Annotated in this window: 16 protein-coding genes and 3 rRNA genes; 4 read left to right on the top strand and 15 right to left on the bottom strand. The window is 68.6% G+C overall.

Going from position 1 to position 22,949, the window contains the following annotated elements:
- Positions 1 to 21: 21 nt before the first annotated feature.
- From CFP65_RS34175 to CFP65_RS34115, 13 genes are all read right to left on the bottom strand, one after another.
- Positions 22 to 708 (bottom strand): vancomycin high temperature exclusion protein, encoded by a 687-nt coding sequence (locus tag CFP65_RS34175; RefSeq protein WP_104819808.1) that lies wholly within the window; start codon positions 706 to 708, stop codon positions 22 to 24.
- Positions 709 to 768: 60 nt separating this feature from the next.
- The gene (locus CFP65_RS34170; RefSeq protein ID WP_254552711.1) at positions 769 to 1,458 is read right to left on the bottom strand and encodes a MerR family transcriptional regulator; all 690 of its coding nucleotides are present in this window, start codon (positions 1,456 to 1,458) and stop codon (positions 769 to 771) included.
- A gap of 258 nt (positions 1,459 to 1,716) precedes the next feature.
- On the bottom strand, positions 1,717 to 2,187 hold the full coding sequence (locus tag CFP65_RS34165; protein ID WP_104819807.1) for a bifunctional nuclease family protein: 471 nt from the start codon (positions 2,185 to 2,187) through the stop codon (positions 1,717 to 1,719).
- A 116-nt stretch (positions 2,188 to 2,303) separates the two neighbouring features.
- A complete protein-coding gene (locus tag CFP65_RS34160) occupies positions 2,304 to 3,008 on the bottom strand; it encodes a MerR family transcriptional regulator (protein ID WP_217368315.1) in 705 nt (234 codons plus the stop codon).
- Positions 3,009 to 3,118: 110 nt separating this feature from the next.
- Positions 3,119 to 3,985 carry an FHA domain-containing protein gene (locus CFP65_RS34155; RefSeq protein WP_174805599.1) on the bottom strand — a complete coding sequence of 289 codons (867 nt, stop codon included), beginning with the start codon at positions 3,983 to 3,985 and terminating at the stop codon, positions 3,119 to 3,121.
- 181 nt (positions 3,986 to 4,166) lie between these two features.
- A complete protein-coding gene (locus tag CFP65_RS34150) occupies positions 4,167 to 5,114 on the bottom strand; it encodes a DUF881 domain-containing protein (RefSeq protein ID WP_254552710.1) in 948 nt (315 codons plus the stop codon).
- A gap of 11 nt (positions 5,115 to 5,125) precedes the next feature.
- Positions 5,126 to 5,458 (bottom strand): small basic family protein, encoded by a 333-nt coding sequence (locus CFP65_RS34145; protein ID WP_073927316.1) that lies wholly within the window; start codon positions 5,456 to 5,458, stop codon positions 5,126 to 5,128.
- The gene (locus tag CFP65_RS34140) at positions 5,455 to 6,387 is read right to left on the bottom strand and encodes a DUF881 domain-containing protein (RefSeq protein WP_371682494.1); all 933 of its coding nucleotides are present in this window, start codon (positions 6,385 to 6,387) and stop codon (positions 5,455 to 5,457) included. Before CFP65_RS34140 ends, CFP65_RS34145 begins: the two co-directional genes overlap by 4 nt.
- Positions 6,388 to 6,508: 121 nt before the next feature.
- On the bottom strand, positions 6,509 to 9,004 hold the full coding sequence (locus CFP65_RS34135) for a mannose-1-phosphate guanyltransferase (protein ID WP_104819804.1): 2,496 nt from the start codon (positions 9,002 to 9,004) through the stop codon (positions 6,509 to 6,511).
- Between the two features lie 170 nt (positions 9,005 to 9,174).
- Positions 9,175 to 9,783, bottom strand: a complete 609-nt coding sequence (locus CFP65_RS34130) for a CDP-alcohol phosphatidyltransferase family protein (protein WP_104819803.1) — start codon at positions 9,781 to 9,783, stop codon at positions 9,175 to 9,177.
- Between the two features lie 110 nt (positions 9,784 to 9,893).
- Positions 9,894 to 10,010: ribosomal RNA gene (gene rrf / locus CFP65_RS34125) — 5S ribosomal RNA — on the bottom strand.
- An 87-nt stretch (positions 10,011 to 10,097) separates the two neighbouring features.
- A 23S ribosomal RNA gene (locus CFP65_RS34120) occupies positions 10,098 to 13,220 on the bottom strand.
- Between the two features lie 279 nt (positions 13,221 to 13,499).
- Positions 13,500 to 15,021, bottom strand: a 16S ribosomal RNA gene (locus tag CFP65_RS34115).
- Together the 16S, 23S and 5S rRNA genes form the textbook arrangement of a ribosomal RNA operon.
- A 719-nt stretch (positions 15,022 to 15,740) precedes the next feature.
- Here CFP65_RS34115 and CFP65_RS34110 point away from each other — a divergent pair.
- Both CFP65_RS34110 and ptsP read left to right on the top strand, forming a co-directional pair.
- Positions 15,741 to 16,190, top strand: coding sequence for a PTS glucose transporter subunit IIA (locus CFP65_RS34110; protein ID WP_104819802.1), 450 nt, complete (start codon positions 15,741 to 15,743; stop codon positions 16,188 to 16,190).
- 128 nt (positions 16,191 to 16,318) lie between these two features.
- Positions 16,319 to 17,989 carry a phosphoenolpyruvate--protein phosphotransferase gene (ptsP, locus tag CFP65_RS34105; RefSeq protein ID WP_104819801.1) on the top strand — a complete coding sequence of 557 codons (1,671 nt, stop codon included), beginning with the start codon at positions 16,319 to 16,321 and terminating at the stop codon, positions 17,987 to 17,989.
- 101 nt (positions 17,990 to 18,090) lie between these two features.
- Here ptsP and CFP65_RS34100 read toward each other — a convergent pair whose 3' ends face one another.
- Together CFP65_RS34100 and CFP65_RS34095 are read right to left on the bottom strand one after the other, a co-directional pair.
- Positions 18,091 to 20,196, bottom strand: a complete 2,106-nt coding sequence (locus CFP65_RS34100; RefSeq protein ID WP_104819800.1) for an acetoacetate--CoA ligase — start codon at positions 20,194 to 20,196, stop codon at positions 18,091 to 18,093.
- A 37-nt stretch (positions 20,197 to 20,233) separates the two neighbouring features.
- A complete protein-coding gene (locus tag CFP65_RS34095) occupies positions 20,234 to 20,782 on the bottom strand; it encodes an NUDIX domain-containing protein (RefSeq protein ID WP_104819799.1) in 549 nt (182 codons plus the stop codon).
- Between the two features lie 113 nt (positions 20,783 to 20,895).
- On the opposite strand from CFP65_RS34095, the gene mmuM reads away from it, so the two are divergent.
- Both mmuM and CFP65_RS34085 read left to right on the top strand, forming a co-directional pair.
- Positions 20,896 to 21,822 (top strand): homocysteine S-methyltransferase, encoded by a 927-nt coding sequence (gene mmuM, locus CFP65_RS34090; RefSeq protein ID WP_104821325.1) that lies wholly within the window; start codon positions 20,896 to 20,898, stop codon positions 21,820 to 21,822.
- A gap of 187 nt (positions 21,823 to 22,009) precedes the next feature.
- A complete protein-coding gene (locus tag CFP65_RS34085) occupies positions 22,010 to 22,774 on the top strand; it encodes an IclR family transcriptional regulator (protein ID WP_104819798.1) in 765 nt (254 codons plus the stop codon).
- Positions 22,775 to 22,949 lie beyond the last annotated feature (175 nt).

Raw genomic sequence — 22,949 nt, 5'->3', positions numbered from 1 at the left:
CATCCCTCAGCCCACTGACAATCACCCCCCGGCGGGGTGCGCGGCGTCGGCCAGCGCGGCGGCGATGCCCGGCTCCTTGACGCCCAGGTACTTCGGATCCGGCGTCAGCAGCGCGTTGAAGGCGGCCTTCCCGGCGCCCGGGATCTCCCGCAGGCCGCCGTAGTACCAGGTCGCGTCGTGCGGCTCGTCCACCCCGACGGCGTAAGAGTCGATGCCGGCCGCCTCGCAGAGCGCCAGCGCCCGCCGGACGTGGAAGTCCTGGCTCACCAGCACCGCCCGGTCCACCCCGAAGACCCGCTTGGCACGGGCGCAGGAGTCCCAGGTGTCGAAGCCCGCGTAGTCGCGGACCACCCGTACCGAAGGCACCCCGTGCTCCAGCAGGTAGGTGCGCATCGCGTCCGGCTCGTCGTAGCTGCTCCGGCCGTTGTCCCCGGTCACCAGGAAGGCCTCGACCTTGCCCGCTCGGTAGAGCTCAAGCGCCGCGTCCAGCCGGTGCGCCAGGTACGGGGAGGGCTTGCCGTCGAAGAGGCCGGCCCCGAAGACCACCGCCACCGGCGCCGACGGGGCCTCGGCCACCGTGCCGACCCGGTCGTCGGCCCCGAGGAAGAGCCAGGCGCTGGGCGCGAGCCCGAGCGCCGCCAGCACCACCACGGCCTGGTACACCCGCCGCTGCCGCCGTCTACCGCTCAGCAGAGTCCGTATGCGCATGCCTGCCCCCGTCCCTCCGTTCGTCCGGTGATCCACTCACCGGTCCGGAGGACGACCGGGTCAGCCCGCGCGGTTGCGCCGTTGGGCCAGCTCGTCGGCCGGGTCGTGGCCGTGCAGCGTCTCGCCGGTGTCGGTGCGCTCGGCCTGGAGGCGGCCGAGGGCCGACTCCAGCTCCTGCCAGACGGCGCCCACCGCGATCCCGAAGACGCCCTGGCCGCTGCCGAGCAGCTCGACCACCTGCTGGGGCGAGGTGCACTCGTAGACCGTCGCCCCGTCACTCAACAGGGTGAGGCCGGTCAGGTCGGTCGACTCGGCCGCGCGCAGGTGGGTGACGGCCACCCGGATGTTCTGCAGCGAGACCCCGGCGTCGAGCAGCCGCTTGACGATCTTCAGCAGCAGGATGTCGCGGAAGCTGTAGAGCCGCTGGCTGTTCGCGGGGTACGCGGAGCGCACGCTCGGCTCCAGCAGGCCCGTGCGCGCCCAGTAGTCCAGCTGCCGGTAGGTGATCCCGGCGGCGGCGCAGGCCGTCGGCCCGCGGTAGCCCACCAGGCCGGAGGTGGGCGCCAGCCGCTCCACCGCCGACCGCTCGACCGCCGACCGCTCGGCCGGCAGCCGCTCGATCGCCGGCTGGGCGGCCTGGACGGCCGGGAACTGGCCCACCCTGGCCAACTCCGGCACGGGGCGTGCCGCGCGCGGGACGTGCACGGAGCACAGGGAACCGACCGCCGTCTCCTCGCCGATGCCACTCATGCCAACCTCCGTCCGCTGGTCCCGGTCCGCCATCGAAAGCCCACCCGGAGTGACACCCCGGGAGCCACTCCTGACGGTAAGCAGTCGCCCTGGACCCGTCAACGATCGCCACGCCGGGGCTCGCGCACAGTGTCACTCCAAGGAGTGGTTTTTCGTGCCCCCAGTGTGGGTACGCAGACGCACTTTGGCAAAACCCGACTTGCGGGTGACGGAGGAACCTGAGAAGGGCTCAGCCCTACGGTCGGCCTACGACCGGCCCTACTGCTGGCCGCCGAAGTCCTCGGGCGAGACCTGGTCGAGGAACTCGCGGAACTTCTCCACCTCGTCCTCCTGCTCGTCCGGGATCGCGATGCCCGCCTCGGCGAGCACCTCCTCGCTCCCGTAGATCGGCGTGCCGGTCCGCAGCGCCAGCGCTATCGCGTCGGAGGGCCGGGCACTCACCTCGACCCCGCCGGAGAAGACCAGTTCGGCGTAGAACACGCCCTCGCGCAGATCGCTGATCCGCACCTCGGTCAGCTGCTGCCCCAACGCGTCCAGCACGTCCTTGAACAGGTCGTGCGTCAGCGGCCGCACCGGAGTCATCCCCTGCTGCGCGAACGCGATCGCGGTCGCCTCACCAGGACCGATCCAGATCGGCAGGTACCGATCGCCCCCTACCTCCCGCAGCAGCACGATCGGCTGGTTGGAAGGCATCTCCACCCGGACACCCACGACGTCGAGCTCATTCACACTCGCAACCCTATGACCCTGGCCCCGGATATGAAAGCGCAGCCCCGTCCCACGGACCTCAAGGACCCCCGCACAGGCCCGATGCCTGCCCCGACGAGGGCCTGTCCGGCCGCCCCTCAGCCGCCGGCCGGACGGGCTCGCAGGCCCGCCTGCACCATCGCCGCGTGCAGCCGCACCGAGAGGGTGGCCAGCTCCCTGGCGGTGGTCTCGGCGTGCGCCCTGGTCTGCGGGTTGCGGTGGCGCCGCAGCGGGGCGACCACCTGGTCGACCAGTGAGACCTCGCGGTCGGCGGCGGCCTTCATCGCGCGCAGGTGGCGCGGCTCCAGGCCGTAGCGGCCGATCTCGGCCACCAGACGGGCGATCTGCAGCGCCTCGCCGTCGTAGCCGCCGTCCGGGCCGGGGGCCAGCAGCCCGTAGGCCTCCCACTCGGCCAGCTCGCCCTCGCCCGCCTCGGCGGCGGCCAGCAGCTCGGCCCGGCCGAGCCGTACCCCCGGCGCGGCCCCGGAGGCGGCCACCAGCTCGCGGTCGGCCTCCTCCAGCGGCCCGGGCCGCTGCTCGGGCCCGGGCAGCGCGGGAGGGGCCTCGCCGCGCTCGATCGCGTCCAGGTGCTCCCGGATCACCCGCAGCGGTAGGTAGTGGTCCCGCTGCACCCGCAGCACGTACGCCAGCCGCTCCAGGTCCGCCGGGCTGAACTTCCGGTAGCCCGAGGGGGTGCGCTGCGGCTCCACCAGCCCCTCCGCCTCCAGGAAGCGGATCTTGGAGATGGTGACCTCGGGGAAGTCGTCCCGCAGGTGGGCGAGCACGGCGCCGATGCTGAGCAGTTCGTCACCGCGCCGCCTGACCTCGCCCGCCCGGCGGGAGCCGGGGACGGGCGCGGTCTCGGCGGCGGACGGGCTGTGCGAGGTCACGCGGGCTCCTGTCGTCGTGCTGGTCAGTACCCCCGGTGGCTGGCGAAGAAGACCAGCCGGTACTTGCCGATCTGCACCTCGTCGCCGTTGTTGAGCGCCACCTCGTCGATCCGCTCCCGGTTGACGTAGGTGCCGTTCAGGCTGCCCACGTCGGCCACGGTGAAGCCGACCTGCTGACGCCGGAACTCCACGTGCCGGCGCGAGACGGTGACGTCGTCCAGGAAGATGTCGCCCTCGGGGTGACGGCCCGCCGTGGTGACGTCCGCGTCCAGCAGGAAGCGGCTGCCCGAGTTCGGGCCGCGCTGCACGATCAGCAGGGCCGAGCCCGGCGGCAGCGCGTCGATCGCCTGCAGCACCTCGGCCGAGAGAGCCGGGGTGGCGCCGGTGCCGGTGGTGGCGTTGGGGTCGTACGACTCCAGGCCGGAGATCGAGATGGTCGAGGTGGTCTCGGCCGCGCCCTCGGGGATGCCGCCGCGCAGCGCCGTCCCGCAGTTGGAGCAGAACCGGGCCATGGCCTGGTTCTGGTTACCGCACCGGGGGCACGGAGTGGCCATGGACGCAGCCTCCTGGCGCGGCACGCCCGCCGAGGCGTGACCGGTGTAGGGGTTCGGGGCAAACCCTCCACCAGAGGTTGAGGGTCCTGACTGGAAACCTATGCGCGGAGCGCCCGAACCGTCGGCCGACGCGCCGTAACCCGCGGAATTGCCGCCGACCTGGGCGCCCGCGCCGTCCCGGAAGAGCGGACGGTCGTCATAGCCGCCCTGCTCCGGCGCGGGCCGCATGCCGGGCACGCCGGCCTCTTCCTCGCCCCGGCGGTGGCGCGCGGTCGGGGCCTCGACGGCCGCAGCGCGTCGGTTGTTGCGGCCGAACAGCTTCGAGAACAGACTCACGGGCGAATCCCCTTGCGTGTGACAGACCCGCCCGCGGGGCAGGGTGCGAATCTCGGACAGGCACCGACCCCGGCATCCTGCCAGGTCCGGGCCGGTGATACGTACCAGTGTCGCTGATCGGCGGGGCAGCGACGGCCCCCGGGTCGCCCCGCGGCTGACGGACCGTACGGGAACCGGCCCGTCACTTCGCCGCCGGCTTGGCGTACTGGAGGGTCTTCGGGGCCGCCAGCGCGTCCACCACCACGTTCTGCTGCTCCGTGATGGTCGCCTTGGCCTGGTCCTTCTCCAGCGTGCGCACGACACCCCCGGGGATGTTGAGCGCGGGCGTCAGGTCCTGCGGGTGCCCGACCACCGTGAACTTGAACGGCTGCGCGACCGTCTTGCCGTCGATCTGCACGCCCCCGTTCGTCTGGTCGGTGAACGAGGTGCTCGCCACCACTCGGACATCGTTGATCTGAATCGCCTCCGCCCCCGCCGCTCGGAGTTCCTGCAGGGTGTCGAGCAGCATATCGGCCTTCACCTGCCCCTGGGGGTCATCGACCGTCAGTACGATGCCCGGACCGGTGGCCTTGACCGTGCCGGCCAGCACCCCGAGCTCCGCCGCCTTCTTCTTGGTCTGCTCCTCGGCGTCCTTGGCCTGGTTGGAGCTGTTCTCCAACTGCGCCAGGGACTGCTCCAACTGCGACTTCTCCTGCTGGAGACGCTGCTGACGGCTGTCCAGTTCGTCGAGAATGCGCACCAGGTCCTCCTGGCGCGCCCCGCGGAGCTGGCTGTGGTCGTTGGTCGACCGTACCTGGATGGCCAGCGCCAGACCCAGCGAGAACAGCAGCAGGGCCACCACCAGCTGCCCGCGCGAGATCCGCAGCGGCCAGAGCGCGGCCTTCAGCCGCTTCCGCGGGTCCGCCGGCTCGGCCGCGGCCGAGGCCGGCTTCACCGGCTCGGGCACCACCGACGGTTCCGGCTCCCGCTCGGGCGCCGGCTCCGTCTCCACCTCCGGTTCCTGCTCCGCCTCCGGCTCCACCACGGCCTCCGGCTCGGGCGCCGGCTCCTCCGGAGCGATCTTCTTCACATCCGGCTCGGGCGTGTCGCCCGCATCCCCCGCCCGCTCGGGCTGCTTCTCCTCGTCCACCAGCGTCCTCCTCAGGCCCGGAACACGTGCCGACGGATCGCGGCGGCGTTCGAGAAGATCCGGATGCCGAGCACCACGACCACGCCGGTGGAGAGCTGCGATCCGACGCCCAGCTGGTCACCGAGGAAGACGATCAGCGCCGCCACCACCACGTTGGAGAGGAACGACACCACGAAGACCTTGTCGTCGAAGATCCCGTCGAGCATCGCCCGCACCCCGCCGAACACCGCGTCCAGCGCCGCGACCACCGCGATCGGCAGGTACGGCACCACGGCGTCGGGCACCTCGGGCTGCACGAAGAGGCCGACCACCACTCCGATCACGAGACCCAGTACGGCAATCACTGCTTTGGTGCTCCTGTCCCTGTGGTCGGGGACGCGCTCGGCGCCCCCGAAGTCAGCGGCTGCGCGTACCGCAGCGTGATGCCCACGGCTGCGGGCAGCGTGAGCTTCTTCTGTACGGAGAGCGTGGACTTGATCCCGTAGCTGTCCTGGATGATCTTCAGGTAGTGTCCGGCCTCCGCCGCGCCGAAGGCCGCACCCATCGCCGGGCCGTCGCCCAGCGCCAGCACGGTGTACGGCGGCACCAGCGGCCGGTTGTCCACCAGGATCGCGTCGCCGGCGGCCCGGATCGCCGACAGTGCGGTGAGCCGCTGACCGTTGATCGAGACGGCCTCGGCCCCGGAGAGCCAGACCCCGTTGACGACCAGCTGGAGGTCCCGGTCGCGCAGCCGCCCGCTGTCGTGGAAGCCGTCGGCCTGCCGCGGGTCGTTCACCGAACCACCCGCCCCGGTGCCCGAGGCGTCGTCCAGCACCAGCTTGAAGCCCGGGCCGGTCACCTCGCCGGTGCCGACCCGCCCGGCCAGCTCAGCCGGCCCCTGGTCGTTCCCGGCGTGCAGCGCGCGCTGCTGGGCCTCGTCCACCTGGTGCCGCAGGTCCTGGACCTGCTTCTGGAGCCTGTCGGCCGCCGTGGTCGAGTCGTTGACCCGCTGCACCAGCGCGTCCCGCTCCTTGGCCAGCACCGGCTCGGCCACGTGCGCGTTGACCGCGCCGACCGTCACCACCCCGGCCGCCAGCGCCAGCCCGACCCCGAGCATCACCCGGCCCCGCAGCGAGCCGGGCAGCCTGCTGCTGCCCTCCTCGCCCCTGGCCCGAGCCGCCTCCGCGTAGCCGTCGTCCAGGCTGTGTTCCATCACGGTGGTCAGCAGGGACATCGAGGCGTCCGGCCGGGAGTACCGACCGTCCCGGTCACTCGGCGTCGTGGATGCTGGCATGCGGTACATCGTCCCACGTCGCCCACCCGCCGAACGCACACCCCCCGGCCCGGCAGGCGCACGGGGGCGGGCGGAGCACCTCGGTGCTCCGCCCGCCCCTCATCGCCTTCCCGACGGAGCGTCAGCGACCGGCGCCGTCCACCACCGCGGCCCACTCGTCCAGCAGCGCCTCGGTGGCCGCGTCGTCCGGCCCCTCGGCCCACAGGTGGGTGATCGCCTCGGCCGGGTCCGGCAGCACCAGCGTCCACCGCCCGTCGGGCTCCACCACCCGCACGCCGTCCGTGGTGTCCAGCCGCCGGTTGCCGGCCGCCTCCACCACCGAGCGCATCACCATGCCCTTGGCCGCCCACGGCGTGGCGATGTCCCGCCGCTGGATGTGCGCCTGCGGGATTCGCGCGTCAATCTGGCTCAGCGTCAGCTGCGTGCGCGCCACCAGGCCCAGCAGCCGGACGAAGGCCGCGGCCCCGTCCAGCACCTCGCTGAACTCCGGCACCACGAACCCGCCGCGCCCGTCCCCGCCGAAGATCGTCTCCTCGGCGGCGGCCGCCTTCGCCAGGTCGTCCGGCGAGGTGGTGGTCCAGCGCACCTGGGTGCCGTGGTACGCGGCCACCTGCTCGGCGATCCGGGTCGTGGTCACCGGCAGCGCCACCTGCCCGCTGCGCCGCTCGGCGGCGACCAGGTCGAGCAGCACCAGCAGCGCCCGGTCGTCCTGGATCACCCGCCCGAGCTCGTCCACGAAGGAGACGCGCTCGCCCACCGGGTCGAACCGCACGCCGAAGGCCGCCCGCGAGGAGGCCACCAGCTCACCGAGCCGGGCAAGGCCGGCCTGCCGGGCGTCGGCGTCCTCGGTCGGCCGCGCCTCGTCCAGGCCGCCGCTGACGGTGAGCGCCTCGACCCCGAGCCGCCCGAGGATGCTGGGCAGCACCAGGCCGGCCGAGCCGTGCGCGGTGTCCACCACCACCTTGAGCCCGGCCTCCCGGATCCCGGTGGTGTCCACGGCCCGCAGCAGGTTGCCCGCGTAGCTGTCGAACACGCTGGACGGGAAGGTCAGGTCACCGATCTCCCCCGGGAAGGCCCGGCGGTACTCCTGCCGCGCGTACACCCGGTCGAGCTTGCGCTGGCCGGCCTGCGAGAGGTCGGCCCCGCGCTCGTCGAAGAAGAGGATGTCCAGCGAATCCGGCACCCCGGGCGTGGTCCGCAGGAAGATCCCGCCGGCGCTGCCGCGCGCGGTGTGCTGCCGGGCCACCGGCATCGGCACGTTCTCCAGGTCGCGGACGTCGATCGCACTGGTCTGGAGGGCAGAGATCATCGCCCGTTTGAGCGCACGTGCACCACGCGAGTGGTCACGCGCAATGGTGACGGTCGCCCCCTTCTTCAGGGTGGTCGCGTACGCCCCGGCCAGGCGCACGGCCAGCTCGGGGGTGATCTCCACGTTCAGGATCCCCGAGACGCCCCGCAGCCCGAAGAGGTGCTCCTGGCCCCGGGACTCCCAGATCACGCTCGTGTTGACGAAGGCGCCGGCCTCGATCGTCTTGAATGGGTACACCCGCACGTTGCCCGAGATGCTCGACTCTTCGCCGATCAGGCACTCGTCCCCGATCACCGCCCCGTCGTCGATCCGGGCGGCCCGCATCACGTCGGTGTTCTTCCCGACCACGCACCCGCGCAGGTTGCTCTGCGGCCCGATGTACACGTTGTCGTGCACCACGGCCTTGTGCAGGAACGCCCCGCGCTTGACGACCACGTTCGAGCCGAGCACGGTGTGCTCCCGCAACTCGACCCCGGCCTCGACCTTGGCGTAGTCACCGATGTACAGCGGCCCCCGCAGCACCGCCCCCGGGTCGACCTCGGCGCCCTCGGCCACCCAGACCCCGGGCGAGATCTCGAACCCGTCCAGCTCGACCTCGACCTTGCCCTCCAGCACGTCGGCCTGGGCCTTCTGGTAGCTCTCGTGGGTGCCCACGTCCTCCCAGTAGCCCTCGGCCACGTACCCGTAGACCGGCTTGCCCTCCTTCAGCAGCTGAGGGAAGACGTCGCTCGACCAGTCCACCGACTCCCCGGCCGCGACGTAGTCGAAGACCTGGGGCTCCATCACGTAGATCCCGGTGTTCACGGTGTCCGAGAAGACCTGCCCCCAGGTCGGCTTCTCCAGGAACCGCTCGACCCTCCCCTCCTCGTCCGTGATCGTGATCCCGAACTCCAACGGGTTGGGCACCCTGGTCAGGCAGACCGTGACCAGCGCCCCCTTCTCCCGGTGGAAGGCGATCAGGTCGGAGAGGTCGAAGTCGGTCAGCGCGTCACCCGAGATCACCAGGAACGAGTCGTCCTTGAGCGCGTCCTCGGCGTTCTTCACACTCCCGGCGGTGCCGAGCGGGGTCTCCTCGTTGGCATAGGTGAGGTGCATCCCCAGCTCTTCACCGTCCCCGAAGTAGTTCTTGACCAGCGAAGCCAGGAACTGCACGGTGACGACGGTGTCCGTAAGGCCGTGCCGCTTCAGCAGCCGCAGCACGTGCTCCATGATCGGCCGGTTGGCCACCGGAAGCAGCGGCTTGGGCATGCTAGAAGTCATCGGGCGGAGGCGCGTGCCTTCGCCCCCTGCCATCACAACGGCTTTCATTACGGGTAGGTCCTCCTTAGCGGTGGTGAACCCCCTTGGGGTCCATCAAACCGTTCCAGTGCTCCTCTACCCGGATGTGCCCGCGCGACTCACCGCACCCCGTTACGTGTCACCTCATTCACACTGGCCACCCCCGCCGGCCCCGAACCGGAGCAGCCGTCTCCAACTCTTCACGCTGCCGCAACACGCCCCTTGGCGATCTGCCGTACCTGGATCGCGTACAGGATGGCGGACCACCAGTAAAGCGTGGTCCCCCACCAGATGAACGCCCAACTCACCACGAGCGCCGGCGTCGCGATCCAGCTGTCCCCGGCCCCGATCAGCAGCAGCGGGAACGCGTACATCAAATTGAACGTGGCCGCCTTCCCCAGAAAGCTCACGTTCAACGGCCCGTACCCGTACTTGGCCAACACCGGCAACAGCCCCGCGATGAACACTTCCCGCGCCAGCAGGATCGCCGTCACCCACCACGGCAGGATCTCCCGCCAGGTCAGCCCCAACAACGTCGACAGCACGTACAACCGGTCCGCCGCCGGATCCAGGATCTGCCCCAGCCGGCTGATCTGCCCCCACCGCCGAGCCAGCTTCCCGTCCAGGTAGTCACTGACCCCACTGAACATCAGCACCAGAATCGCCCAGCCGTCGGCATTCGGCCCGCCGAACTTCGGCCAGAGGATCAACCAGAGAAAGACCGGCACCCCGGCCAACCGCGCCATGCTCAACAGATTGGGAATGGTGAGGACACGGTCGGTCTGGACACGCGTCTCCTGGACCTCCACCTGGGGGCCTCCTGCTCCGTGGTGCGACGTGGTGCGACAACTCTGCGGCACTGACCATACAACACAAAAGGGCCCCATCCGTTCCCGGATGGGGCCCTTTCGGAATGATTGTTCGGCGGCGTCCTACTCTCCCACAGGGTCCCCCCTGCAGTACCATCGGCGCTGTGAGGCTTAGCTTCCGGGTTCGGAATGTAACCGGGCGTTTCCCTCACGCTATGACCACCGAAACACTATGAAACTATCCGACCGCACCACGCATGTCTTTCCCTGCGTAGGGTCGTTGTTTCAGAACAACACAGTGGACGCGAGCAACTGAGGACAAGCCCTCGGCCTATTAGTACCGGTCAGCTCCACCCATTACTGGGCTTCCACATCCGGCCTATCAACCCAGTCGTCTACTGGGAGCCTTACCCTCTCAAGGAGGTGGGAACATTCATCTCGAAGCAGGCTTCCCGCTTAGATGCTTTCAGCGGTTATCCCTCCCGAACGTAGCCAACCAGCCATGCCCTTGGCAGGACAACTGGCACACCAGAGGTTCGTCCGTCCCGGTCCTCTCGTACTAGGGACAGCCCTTCTCAATATTCCTACGCGCACAGCGGATAGGGACCGAACTGTCTCACGACGTTCTAAACCCAGCTCGCGTACCGCTTTAATGGGCGAACAGCCCAACCCTTGGGACCTACTCCAGCCCCAGGATGCGACGAGCCGACATCGAGGTGCCAAACCATCCCGTCGATATGGACTCTTGGGGAAGATCAGCCTGTTATCCCCGGGGTACCTTTTATCCGTTGAGCGACGGCGCTTCCACAAGCCACCGCCGGATCACTAGTCCCTGCTTTCGCACCTGCTCGACCCGTCGGTCTCACAGTCAAGCTCCCTTGTGCACTTACACTCAACACCTGATTGCCAACCAGGCTGAGGGAACCTTTGGGCGCCTCCGTTACTCTTTAGGAGGCAACCGCCCCAGTTAAACTACCCACCAGACACTGTCCCTGATCCGGATCACGGACCCAGGTTAGACATCCAGCACGACCAGAGTGGTATTTCAACGATGACTCCACCATGACTGGCGTCACGGCTTCACAGTCTCCCACCTATCCTACACAAGCCGAACCGAACACCAATATCAAGCTATAGTAAAGGTCCCGGGGTCTTTCCGTCCTGCTGCGCGAAACGAGCATCTTTACTCGTAATGCAATTTCACCGGGCCTATGGTTGAGACAGTCGAGAAGTCGTTACGCCATTCGTGCAGGTCGGAACTTACCCGACAAGGAATTTCGCTACCTTAGGATGGTTATAGTTACCACCGCCGTTTACTGGCGCTTAAGTTCTCAGCTTCGCCAACCCGAAAGTTGACTAACCGGTCCCCTTAACGTTCCAGCACCGGGCAGGCGTCAGTCCGTATACATCGCCTTACGGCTTCGCACGGACCTGTGTTTTTAGTAAACAGTCGCTTCTCGCTGGTCTCTGCGGCCGGCCCCAGCTCACGGAGTAAATCCGATCACCAGTTCCGGCCCCCCTTCTCCCGAAGTTACGGGGGCATTTTGCCGAGTTCCTTAACCATAGTTCACCCGAACGCCTCGGTATTCTCTACCTGACCACCTGAGTCGGTTTGGGGTACGGGCCGCCATGAAACTCGCTAGAGGCTTTTCTCGACAGCATAGGATCATCCACTTCACCACAATCGGCTCGGCATCAGGTCTCAGACTATGTGCAAGGCGGATTTGCCTACCTTGCGTCCTACACCCTTACCCCGGGACAACCACCGCCCGGGCTGGACTACCTTCCTGCGTCACCCCATCGCTCAGCTACTACCCTGTTGGGTCAGCGGCTCCACCACGTCCCATCGTCCGAAGACTCCGGGCCGGCTTCACGGCTTTAGCATTCAGAGGTTCGCCGTTGGCGCTTCAAAGCGGGTACGGGAATATCAACCCGTTGTCCATCGACTACGCCTGTCGGCCTCGCCTTAGGTCCCGACTTACCCTGGGCAGATCAGCTTGACCCAGGAACCCTTGGTCAATCGGCGCAAGAGTTTCCCACTCTTGTATCGCTACTCATGCCTGCATTCTCACTCGTGAACCGTCCACAACTGGATTCCTCCGCTGCTTCACCCGGCACACGACGCTCCCCTACCCATCACAGCCCCCGTTGGGGGTTAATGCTGTAATGACACGACTTCGGTGGTGTGCTTGAGCCCCGCTACATTGTCGGCGCGGAATCACTTGACCAGTGAGCTATTACGCACTCTTTCAAGGGTGGCTGCTTCTAAGCCAACCTCCTGGTTGTCTCTGCGACTCCACATCCTTTCCCACTTAGCACACGCTTAGGGACCTTAGTCGGTGTTCTGGGCTGTTTCCCTCTCGACCATGGAGCTTATCCCCCACAGTCTCACTGCCACGCTCTCACTTACCGGCATTCGGAGTTTGGCTAAGGTCAGTAACCCGGTGAGGCCCATCGCCTATCCAGTGCTCTACCTCCGGCAAGAAACACGTGACGCTGCACCTAAATGCATTTCGGGGAGAACCAGCTATCACGGAGTTTGATTGGCCTTTCACCCCTAACCACAGGTCATCCCCCAGGTTTTCAACCCTGGTGGGTTCGGTCCTCCACACGGTCTTACCCGCGCTTCAACCTGCCCATGGCTAGATCACTCCGCTTCGGGTCTTGGGCGTGCAACTCAACCGCCCTATTCGGACTCGCTTTCGCTACGGCTACCCCACACGGGTTAACCTCGCTACACACCGCAAACTCGCAGGCTCATTCTTCAAAAGGCACGCAGTCACGAGACACACAGCAAGCTGCATGTCCGACGCTCCCACGGCTTGTAGGCACACGGTTTCAGGTACTATTTCACTCCGCTCCCGCGGTACTTTTCACCATTCCCTCACGGTACTATCCGCTATCGGTCACCAGGGAATATTTAGGCTTAGCGGGTGGTCCCGCCAGATTCACACGGGATTTCTCGGGCCCCGTGCTACTTGGGAGAAGCTCAAGCGAGCCGTACAGATTTCATCTACGGGGGTCTTACCCTCTACGCCGGACCTTTCGCATGTCCTTCGACTATCCATACGGTTTCTGACTCGCCCAACTGCCGGCAGACAGCTGAAGAACTTTCCCACGACCCCTTGAGCGCAACCCCTGCCGGGTCTCACACGCTCAAGGTTTAGCCTCATCCGGTTTCGCTCGCCACTACTCCCGGAATCACGGTTGTTTTCTCTTCCTGAGGGTACTGAGATGTTTCACTTCCCCTCGTTCCCTCCACACACCCTATGTGTTCAGGTGCGGGTGACAGCCCATGACGACTGCCGGGTTCCCCCATTCGGAAACCCCCGGATCAAAGCCTGGTTGACGACTCCCCGGGGACTATCGCGGCCTCCCACGTCCTTCATCGGTTCCTGGTGCCAAGGCATCCACCGTGCGCCCTTAAAAACTTGGCCACAGATGCTCGCGTCCACTGTGCAGTTCTCAAACAACGACCAGTCCCCCACCCTCGACCCGCACAAGGCGGCTCTCAAGTGAGACCGGCGATCACTGAAGCAACGACATCAAGCCGTTCCCTCAGGACCCAACAACGTGCCCGACCCACCAGACTCTGGATACGCTTTCCACGCCGAAGCAGTACTAACGAACCATCACCCAGTGTGCCGAATAGTCAACGTTCCACCCATGAGCTAGCACTCGAAGACATTCGCTCCGAGCTGCTGTGTGCTCCTTAGAAAGGAGGTGATCCAGCCGCACCTTCCGGTACGGCTACCTTGTTACGACTTCGTCCCAATCGCTGGTCCCACCTTCGACGGCTCCCTCCCAAGGGTTAGGCCACCGGCTTCGGGTGTTACCGACTTTCGTGACGTGACGGGCGGTGTGTACAAGGCCCGGGAACGTATTCACCGCAGCATGCTGATCTGCGATTACTAGCAACTCCAACTTCATGGGGTCGAGTTGCAGACCCCAATCCGAACTGAGGCCGGCTTTTTGGGATTCGCTCCGCCTCGCGGCATCGCAGCCCTTTGTACCGACCATTGTAGCACGTGTGCAGCCCAAGACATAAGGGGCATGATGATTTGACGTCGTCCCCACCTTCCTCCGAGTTGACCCCGGCAGTCTCCTGTGAGTCCCCATCACCCCGAAAGGCATGCTGGCAACACAGAACAAGGGTTGCGCTCGTTGCGGGACTTAACCCAACATCTCACGACACGAGCTGACGACAACCATGCACCACCTGTATACCGACCACAAGGGGGCGACTATCTCTAGCCGTTTCCGGTATATGTCAAGCCTTGGTAAGGTTCTTCGCGTTGCGTCGAATTAAGCCACATGCTCCGCTGCTTGTGCGGGCCCCCGTCAATTCCTTTGAGTTTTAGCCTTGCGGCCGTACTCCCCAGGCGGGGAACTTAATGCGTTAGCTGCGGCACCGACGACGTGGAATGTCGCCAACACCTAGTTCCCAACGTTTACGGCGTGGACTACCAGGGTATCTAATCCTGTTCGCTCCCCACGCTTTCGCTCCTCAGCGTCAGTAATGGCCCAGAGATCCGCCTTCGCCACCGGTGTTCCTCCTGATATCTGCGCATTTCACCGCTACACCAGGAATTCCGATCTCCCCTACCACACTCTAGCCTGCCCGTATCGAATGCAGACCCGGGGTTAAGCCCCGGGCTTTCACATCCGACGCGACAGGCCGCCTACGAGCTCTTTACGCCCAATAATTCCGGACAACGCTCGCACCCTACGTATTACCGCGGCTGCTGGCACGTAGTTAGCCGGTGCTTCTTCTGCAGGTACCGTCACTTGCGCTTCTTCCCTGCTGAAAGAGGTTTACAACCCGAAGGCCGTCATCCCTCACGCGGCGTCGCTGCATCAGGCTTTCGCCCATTGTGCAATATTCCCCACTGCTGCCTCCCGTAGGAGTCTGGGCCGTGTCTCAGTCCCAGTGTGGCCGGTCGCCCTCTCAGGCCGGCTACCCGTCGTCGCCTTGGTGGGCCGTTACCCCACCAACAAGCTGATAGGCCGCGGGATCATCCTGCACCGCCGGAGCTTTCCACCAACCCCCATGCGGAGGAAGGTCATATCCGGTATTAGACCTCGTTTCCAAGGCTTGTCCCAGAGTGCAGGGCAGATTTCCCACGTGTTACTCACCCGTTCGCCACTAATCCACTCCGAAGAGCTTCATCGTTCGACTTGCATGTGTTAAGCACGCCGCCAGCGTTCGTCCTGAGCCAGGATCAAACTCTCCGTGAATGTTTTCCCGTAATCGGGAGAGACACTCGCGTTGAGCGGCGCGGCAATCACCGGAATAGGGTGGCCCCGCGCACTGCGTCCTCGCTGTGTTTTGTTACTAAAGGAATCTCCAACTCGAACCGATCGGTTCAGGCCGGGGATGTCAACATATCTGGCGTTGACTTTTGGCACGCTGTTGAGTTCTCAAGGAACGGACGCTTCCTTCGAGCCGCCTTCCGGCGAGGCTCTCCGGGCTTCGTTTCGTTCGTGATTCGAGCTTATCAGATTCGTTTGCTCGGTGTTAACCGAAGCTTTTTGAAACTGTCACCCGTTGTTCACCGCTGTGTCGCGGCGACTCGACAAACCATAGCCGCTCCCGGCGCGAGTGCCTAATCGGGGCGCACGGGCCGTCACCCGGTCGGGCTACTCGAGGGCGTTCCTCCGGCGGGGGCGAGCTGATCGTGCCTGCTCACTCCTATGCCGTAGAGTGCGGCGCATCGACCAAGAGGACTAGACCACTTGTCGCGGCGCGGGCGCACTGCCGTTGGTACGACAGGGCTGTCGGCCCCTGGAGGTGAGCCGGTGGTGCTTGTGGGGCACCTCGGCCGCGCTGCGGGCCAGTTGCGATATGTCCGTAGTTGACATGATTTAGGCTTCAGTCGATGGTCCTCAACTACTGCTCTGCTGCTCGGCGGGGCCGTGGCCGCACACCTTGTACTCCGCACCTGGGAGGCTCACCCATGACCACTGTCACCTCGCCGCTGGCCGGTCGCGCCGTCGGGCTGGCCAATGTGCCCGACCCCGTCTTCGCCGGCGCGATGGTCGGGCCCGGTACTGCCATTGATCCCGTGCGCGAGGTGACCGAGGCGGTCGCTCCGATCGACGGGCAGGTCGTGTCGATGCACCCGCACGCGTTCGTGGTCGTGGACCAGGACGGGCACGGGGTGCTGACCCACCTGGGGATCGACACCGTGCAGCTGAACGGCGAGGGCTTCGAGCTGCTGGTCAACAAGGGCGACACCGTGAAGCGCGGCGAGCCGGTGATCCGGTGGAACCCGGCGGCCGTCGAGGCGGCCGGCAAGTCGCCGATCTCGCCGATCGTGGCGCTGGAGGCGGCTCCCGAGGCGCTCAGTGGCGTGGCCGAGTCGGGCGAGGTGCCCGCCGGTGGCGAGCTCTTCGTCTGGAACTGACGGCCCCGCACGAGGCGTTCGCGCCGAACCTGCACCGTCCCACCACCCGCGTGGGACGGTTGCGTACTGAACGGACGAGTCCAGCCCGGCGACCGGCCGGAGGCAACCGGGTGAAAGGAACAGCAGAGATGGAACAGGTGCTGCGCGGCGTTGGTGTCAGCCACGGTGTCGCGATCGGCCAGGTGCGGCACATGGGCACTGCGGTGCTCGAGCCGCCGGCGACGCAGATCCCGACCGAGGACGCTCCCCGTGAGCAGGCCCGGGCGCAGGCTGCCGTCGACGCCGTCGCGGCCGACCTGATCGCCCGGGGCAACCTGGCCGGTGGCGAGGCGCAGGCGGTGCTGGAGGCCCAGGCGCTGATGGCGCAGGACCCGGAGCTGCTGGCCGACGTCAACCGCCGGATCGCCGTCGGCAGCAGCGCCGAGCGAGGCGTCTACGACGCCTTCGCCGCCTACCGGGCGCTGCTCGCGGCGGCCGGGGACTACCTGGCCGGGCGGGTCGCCGACCTGGACGACGTGCGGAACCGGATCGTGGCCCGGCTGCTGGGCGTGCCGATGCCGGGTGTGCCGGACAGCGACGAGCCGTACGTGCTCTTCGCCCGTGACCTGGCGCCGGCCGACACCGCGCTGCTGGACCCGACCCTGGTGCTCGGCTTCGTGACCGAGGAGGGCGGGCCGACCAGCCACAGCGCCATCCTGGCGCGGGCGATGGGTGTGCCGGCGGTCGTCGCGCTGCCCGGTGCGGGCGAGGTGGCCGAGGGCGTGCTGGTGGCCGTGGACGGCAGCACCGGTGACGTGTCGGTGGAGCCGAGCGAGGAGAAGCAGGCGCGGCTGCGGCAGCAGGCCGCCGAGCGGAAGGCCGCGCTGGCCGCCTCCTCCGGGCCGGGGCAGACCTCGGACGGGCACAAGGTGCCGCTGCTGGCGAACGTGGGCGGCCCGGGTGACCTGCCGGCCGCGCTGGACGCCGGCGCGGAGGGCATCGGGCTGTTCCGCACCGAGTTCCTCTTCCTCGACGACTCGGCGAAGGCGCCGAGCGAGGAGAAGCAGATCGAGGCGTACCGCAAGGTGCTGGAGGCCTTCCCGGAGGGCCGCGTGGTGGTCCGGGCGCTGGACGCCGGGGCCGACAAGCCGCTGGACTTCCTCACCCCGGCCGACGAGCCGAACCCGGCGCTGGGCGTCCGCGGTCTGCGCACGCTGCTGGAGAACCCCGAGGTGCTGCGCACCCAGCTGACCGCGCTGGCCAAGGCGGCCGAGGGTCTGCCGGTCCACCTCGAGGTCATGGCCCCCATGGTGGCGGACCGGGTGGACGCGAGGGCCTTCGCCGAGGCCTGCCGGGAGGCCGGGCTGCAGGCCAAGTACGGCGCGATGGTGGAGATCCCCTCGGCCGCGCTGCGGGCCCGCTCGATCCTCCAGGAGGTCGAGTTCCTCTCGCTGGGGACGAACGACCTGGCGCAGTATACCTTCGCCGCCGACCGGCAGGTCGGTGCGCTGGCCCGGCTGCAGGATCCGTGGCAGCCGGCGCTGCTCGACCTGGTGGCGTTCTCGGCGGAGGCGGCGCGGGTCGAGGGCAAGAGCTGTGGGGTCTGCGGCGAGGCGGCTTCCGATCCGGTGCTGGCCTGCGTGCTGACCGGCCTCGGGGTGACCAGCCTGTCGATGGGCGCGGCTTCGATCCCGTACGTGCGGAGCGCTCTCGCGAAGGTGACGCTGGCGCAGTGCCGGCGCGCCGCGGAGGCCGCTCGGGCGGCCGACACGGCGGAGGAGGCGCGGGCGGCGGCGCAGCAGGTGCTTTCCGGGGAGTGACCTCCCCAGTTGGCCAGGGGCGCGAGGAACTTACCGCTGCGTGAACCGGTGCACGGGAGTGCGTGGTTGGCAGCGCAGTTCCTCGCGCCCCTGGCTTTGGCTCACGCCCGGCGAGAGGCGCCCAGCTGCTCGAAGAAGCGGAGGTGGTCGAGGTTGTCGACCGAGCCCGGGTTGACGGCCTGGTCGAGCGGGGTGCCGGCGAGGAGGCGCTTGACCGGGACCTCGATGCGCTTGCCGGTGAGGGTGTGCGGGAGGCCCTTGACGGCGATCACCTCGTCGGGGACGTGGCGGGGGGAGAGTTCGGTGCGCAGCGAGGTGCGGATGCGGCCGATCAGGGTGTCGTCCAGGGTGGCGCCGGGGGCGAGGACGACGAAGAGCGGCATCCAGTAGCCGCCGCCCGGCTCCTCGAGGCCGATGACCAGGGATTCGGCGATCTCGGGGAGGCGCTCGACCACCTCGTAGATGTCCGAGGAGCCCATCCGGACGCCTTGGCGGTTGAGCGTGGAGTCGGAGCGGCCGTGGATGACCACGGTGCCGCGGGCGGTGACGGTGATCCAGTCGCCGTGGCGCCAGATGCCGGGGTAGGTGTCGAAGTAGCTGTCGTGGTAGCGGGTGCCCTCGGGGTCGTTCCAGAAGCCGGTGGGCATGGAGGGCAGCGGCTTGGTGACCACGAGTTCGCCGACCTGGTCGCGGTGCGGCTCGCCCTGGACGTCCCAGGACTCGACGGCGGCGCCCAGGCAGGGGGCCTGGATCTCGCCGAGGTACACCGGGAGGGTGGGGACGCCGCCGACGAAGCAGGAGCAGACGTCGGTGCCGCCGGAGACGGAGGCGAGCCAGACGTCGGGCTTGACCTCGTCGTAGATCCACTGGAAGCCGTCGGGGGGCAGTGGGGAGCCGGTGGTGCCCAGGCAGCGCATGGCGGAGAGGTCGAGGTCACGGCCGGGGTGGAGCTCGGCCTTGCGGCTGGCGACCACGTACGCGGCGGAGGTGCCGACCACGGTGGCGCGGGTGCGGGCGGCCACGGACCAGAAGGCGCCGGTGTCGGGGTGGCCGGGGCTGCCGTCGTAGGTGACGATCGTGGACCCGACGAGCAGGCCGGCGACGAGGAAGTTCCACATCATCCAGCCGGTGGAGGTGTACCAGAGGAAGCGGTCCTGCGGGCCGAGGTCGATGTGCAGGCCGACCTGCTTGAGGTGCTCGACCAGGATGCCGCCCTGGCTCTGCACGATGGCCTTGGGCAGGCCGGTGGTGCCGGAGGAGTAGAGCACCCAGAGCGGGTGGTCGAAGAGGACGGGCTCGAAGACGGGCTCGACGTCGGCGGCCACCAGGTCGTCCCAGGGCTTGGCGCCCTCGGGCGTGGGGCCGCCGAGCAGCGGGATGTGCACCACGGTGCGCAGGGTGGGGAGCTCGCGGCGCAGCTCGGCGACGATCTCGGTGCGGTCGTGGTCCTTGCCGCCGTAGTGGTAACCGTCGATGGCGAAGAGGACCACGGGCTCGATCTGCTGCAGGCGGTCGAGCACGCTGCGGGCGCCGAAGTCGGGGGCGCAGCTCGTCCAGACGGCGCCGACGGCGGCGGTGGCGAGCAGGGCGACCACGGCCTGCGGGATGTTGGGCAGGTAGGCGCCGACGCGGTCGCCGGGGCGGACGCCCTCGGCGCGCAGGGCGGCGGCCAGCGAGCCGACCTGGCGGCGGAGCTCGGCCCAGCTGAGCGGCTGGGGGTGCTCGGTGGTCTCGTCCAGGTGGAGGATGGCGGGCTCATCCGCGTGGGCCGGGTCGAGGCCGAAGCGCAGGGCGTGCTCGGCGTAGTTGAGCTTCGCGCCGGGGTACCAGCGGGCGCCGGGCATGCCGGCCTCGGTGAGGACGGCCTCGGGGGCGGTGTCGAAGCGGACGTCGAACCACTGGGTGACGGCCGTCCAGAACCGCTCCAGGTCTTCGGTGGACCAGGCGTGCAGCGCGGCGTACCGGTCGGCGGCCTCCTGGTCGCTCGCGGTGGGCGCGAGCGGGGCGGCGGGGGCGCCGTGGTGCTCGGCGGCCCAGGCATGGAAGGCGACCAACTGGGTGGCGGCGGCCTTGGCGGGGTCGGGACGCCAGAGGGGCTGGTCCTGGATGGGGGTGCTCACGGTGGTGGTCTCCCGGCCGAAGGGGGACGGGAGTGCGTGGTGGCAGGGCCCGTCCGGGGGTGGCTCTGACGGTCCAGACCATGCCATGTGATCGTCCGCTGCGCCAGAGCCCCCTGGTGGCCGGTCAGCTCGGGGTGTACTCCCCCGCGAAGTAGGCGGCCGCGGTGCGGGTGTGGAAGGGGAAGGCGAGCTTGGTCCCGGGGGTGGCGAGCTCCCAGCCGTCGGTCTCCTCGGTGGGCACCGAGGGCGGCAACGCGGCGAGGTCGCGGGCGGGCAGCAGGCCGAAGAGGCAGAGGAAACCGCCGGCGGCGTCGGAGTCGGTGGAGACCAGGGTGACCTCGGCCGGCTCGGCGTGGATGCCGGTCTCCTCGCGCAGTTCGCGGACGGCGCCCTGCTGCCAGGTCTCGCCGTAGTCGAGGTAGCCGCCGGGGAGGGCGAGCTCGCCGTAGCCGGGCTCGATGGTGCGGCGGATGACGAGCAGCGCGGGGTCCGCGCCGGGGCGGCGGACGGGGAGCAGCGTGACCACGACCGGCAGCGGGTTGCGGTAGCTGATCTCGGTGCAGCCGGTGCAGGTCCGGGGCCAGGCGGCGGTGCCGGGCGGGTAGGGGGTGCCGCACCAGTGGCAGTGGCTGTGCGGCACGGCGGCGGGCCGGGTGGCCTCGGGTGTGGTCATGCGGTGGATCGTAGTGCTGGGCGGGGGTGTCTCGGTGGGTGGTCGTCGAAGGTGGTGCTGAGCTGCGGAGTCCTACCCTGCGGGTGGTAACCGGTGGTCGTGTGGAGGTCGTCGTGGTGAGGGATTTCGTCGGGGCGCTGGCGGCGGGGCCGCTGGTGCTGGACGGTGGGCTGTCCAATCAGCTGGCCGACGCGGGGCAGGATCTGAGCGACGAGTTGTGGTCGGCGCGGCTGCTCACCGACGATCCGCAGGCGCTGGTCACCGCGCACGAGGGGTACTTCGCGGCGGGGGCGCAGGTGGCGATCACCGCCAGCTACCAGGCGAGCTTCGAGGGTTTCGCCCGGCGCGGGGTGGGCCGGGCCGAGGCGGCCCGGCTGCTGGGGCTGAGCGTGGAGCTGGCCCGCGAGGCCGCCCGGCGGGCGCCGGGCGGCGGGGAGCGGTACGTGGCGGCCTCGGTGGGGCCGTACGGCGCGGTTCTGGCCGACGGTTCGGAGTACCGGGGCCGGTACGGGCTGAGCGTGGCGGAGCTGGAGCGGTTCCATCGCCCCCGGGTGGAGGCGCTGGTGGCGGCCGGGCCGGACGTGCTGGCGTTGGAGACCGTGCCGGACGCGGAGGAGGCGCAGGCGCTGCTGCGGGCGGTCCGGGGTCTGGGCGTGCCGGTCTGGCTCTCGTACAGCATCGCGGGTGACCGGACCCGGGCGGGTCAGCCGCTGGCGGAGGCGTTTGCGCTGGCCGCCGAGGTGCCGGAGGTGGTGGCGGTGGGGGTGAACTGCTGCGCCCCCGAGGACGCGGGCCCGGCGGTGCGGCTCGCGGCGGCGGTCACGGGCAGGCCGGTGGTGGTCTACCCGAACAGCGGGGAGAAGTGGGACGAGGTGGCCCGCGACTGGGCGGGCGGCTGGAGCTTCCAGGCGACGGCGGTCGAGGAGTGGCTCGCGGACGGGGCTCGGCTGGTGGGGGGCTGCTGCCGGGTGGGGCCCACGCAGATCGGCGAGCTCAGTGAGTGGGTGGGGGCGCGGGGAACTGCGCGAGGTCGGGAGTAGCGGAGTCGTCATCTCGCACCGGGAGCCACTTGCACCGTCAACGGATAGTGCAATTGGGCATCCGCGTAAGGCGACAGCAGGGTGCATGGCTGGCCGCGCAGTTCCCCGCGCCCCTGATAGTGCAACTACACTCTTGGCGATAGCCCTACGGTCGACATTGTCGAACGCCAGTCTGCGGAGGTCATGCATGCCCGGCCCGATCCAATCGCTGTCCCGGGCTGCCGCGATCCTGCGTCTGCTGGCGGGTGGTGAGCGGCGGCTGGGGCTGTCGGAGGTGGCGACCTCGCTGGACCTCGCGAAGGGGACGGCGCACGGGATCCTGCGCACGCTCCAGCAGGAGGGCTTCGTCGAGCAGGACGCGGAGAGCGGGAAGTACCAGCTGGGGGCGGAGCTGCTCCGGCTGGGGCAGAGCTACCTGGACGTGCACGAGCTGCGGGCCCGGGCGCTGGTCTGGGCGGACGACCTGGCCCGGGCCAGCGGGGAGACGGTCTACCTGGGGGTGCTGCACCAGCAGGGGGTGCTGATCGTGCACCACGTCTTCCGGCCGGACGACACCCGGCAGGTGCTGGAGGTGGGCTCGATGCAGCCGCTGCACAGCACGGCCCTGGGCAAGGTCCTGCTGGCGTACGACCCGGTGGCGCGCGGGGAGCTGGGCGAGGGGCCGTGGGAGTCGTACACCGCCCGGACCTTGACCAACGCCGACGAGCTGGACGCCGAGTGCGCGCTGATCCGCGAGCGCGGGTGGGCGGATTCGGTGGAGGAGACCTGGGAGGGCGTGGCCTCGATCGGGGCGCTGATCCAGGACCGCCGGCGCAATCCGGTGGGGGCGGTCTGTATCAGCGGGGCGGTGGAGCGGGTCTGCGAGGACGGGTTCGTGAAGCCCTCGCTGGTGGCCTCGGTGCGCAGCGCGGCCCGGGCCATCTCGCGGGACCTGGGCGCCGGACGGTTCTGAGGCGCCTTCCGCAGCACTGAGTGATTCCACCCTGGGGTGGACGGGCGACAGGCCTGTCCACCCCAGGGTGTTTTGTCACGTTCGGCGACGGTCCGACTGCTAATTTCGCCGCAGCGCGCCGCTCACAGCGAGTGATGGGGCACAGCTCGGCATCCCGCCCTTGACGTAGTCCTGA

Source organism: Kitasatospora sp. MMS16-BH015 (assembly GCF_002943525.1).
Taxonomy (GTDB): Bacteria; Actinomycetota; Actinomycetes; order Streptomycetales; family Streptomycetaceae; genus Kitasatospora.
This window is presented reverse-complemented; position numbering and strand designations above follow the sequence as displayed.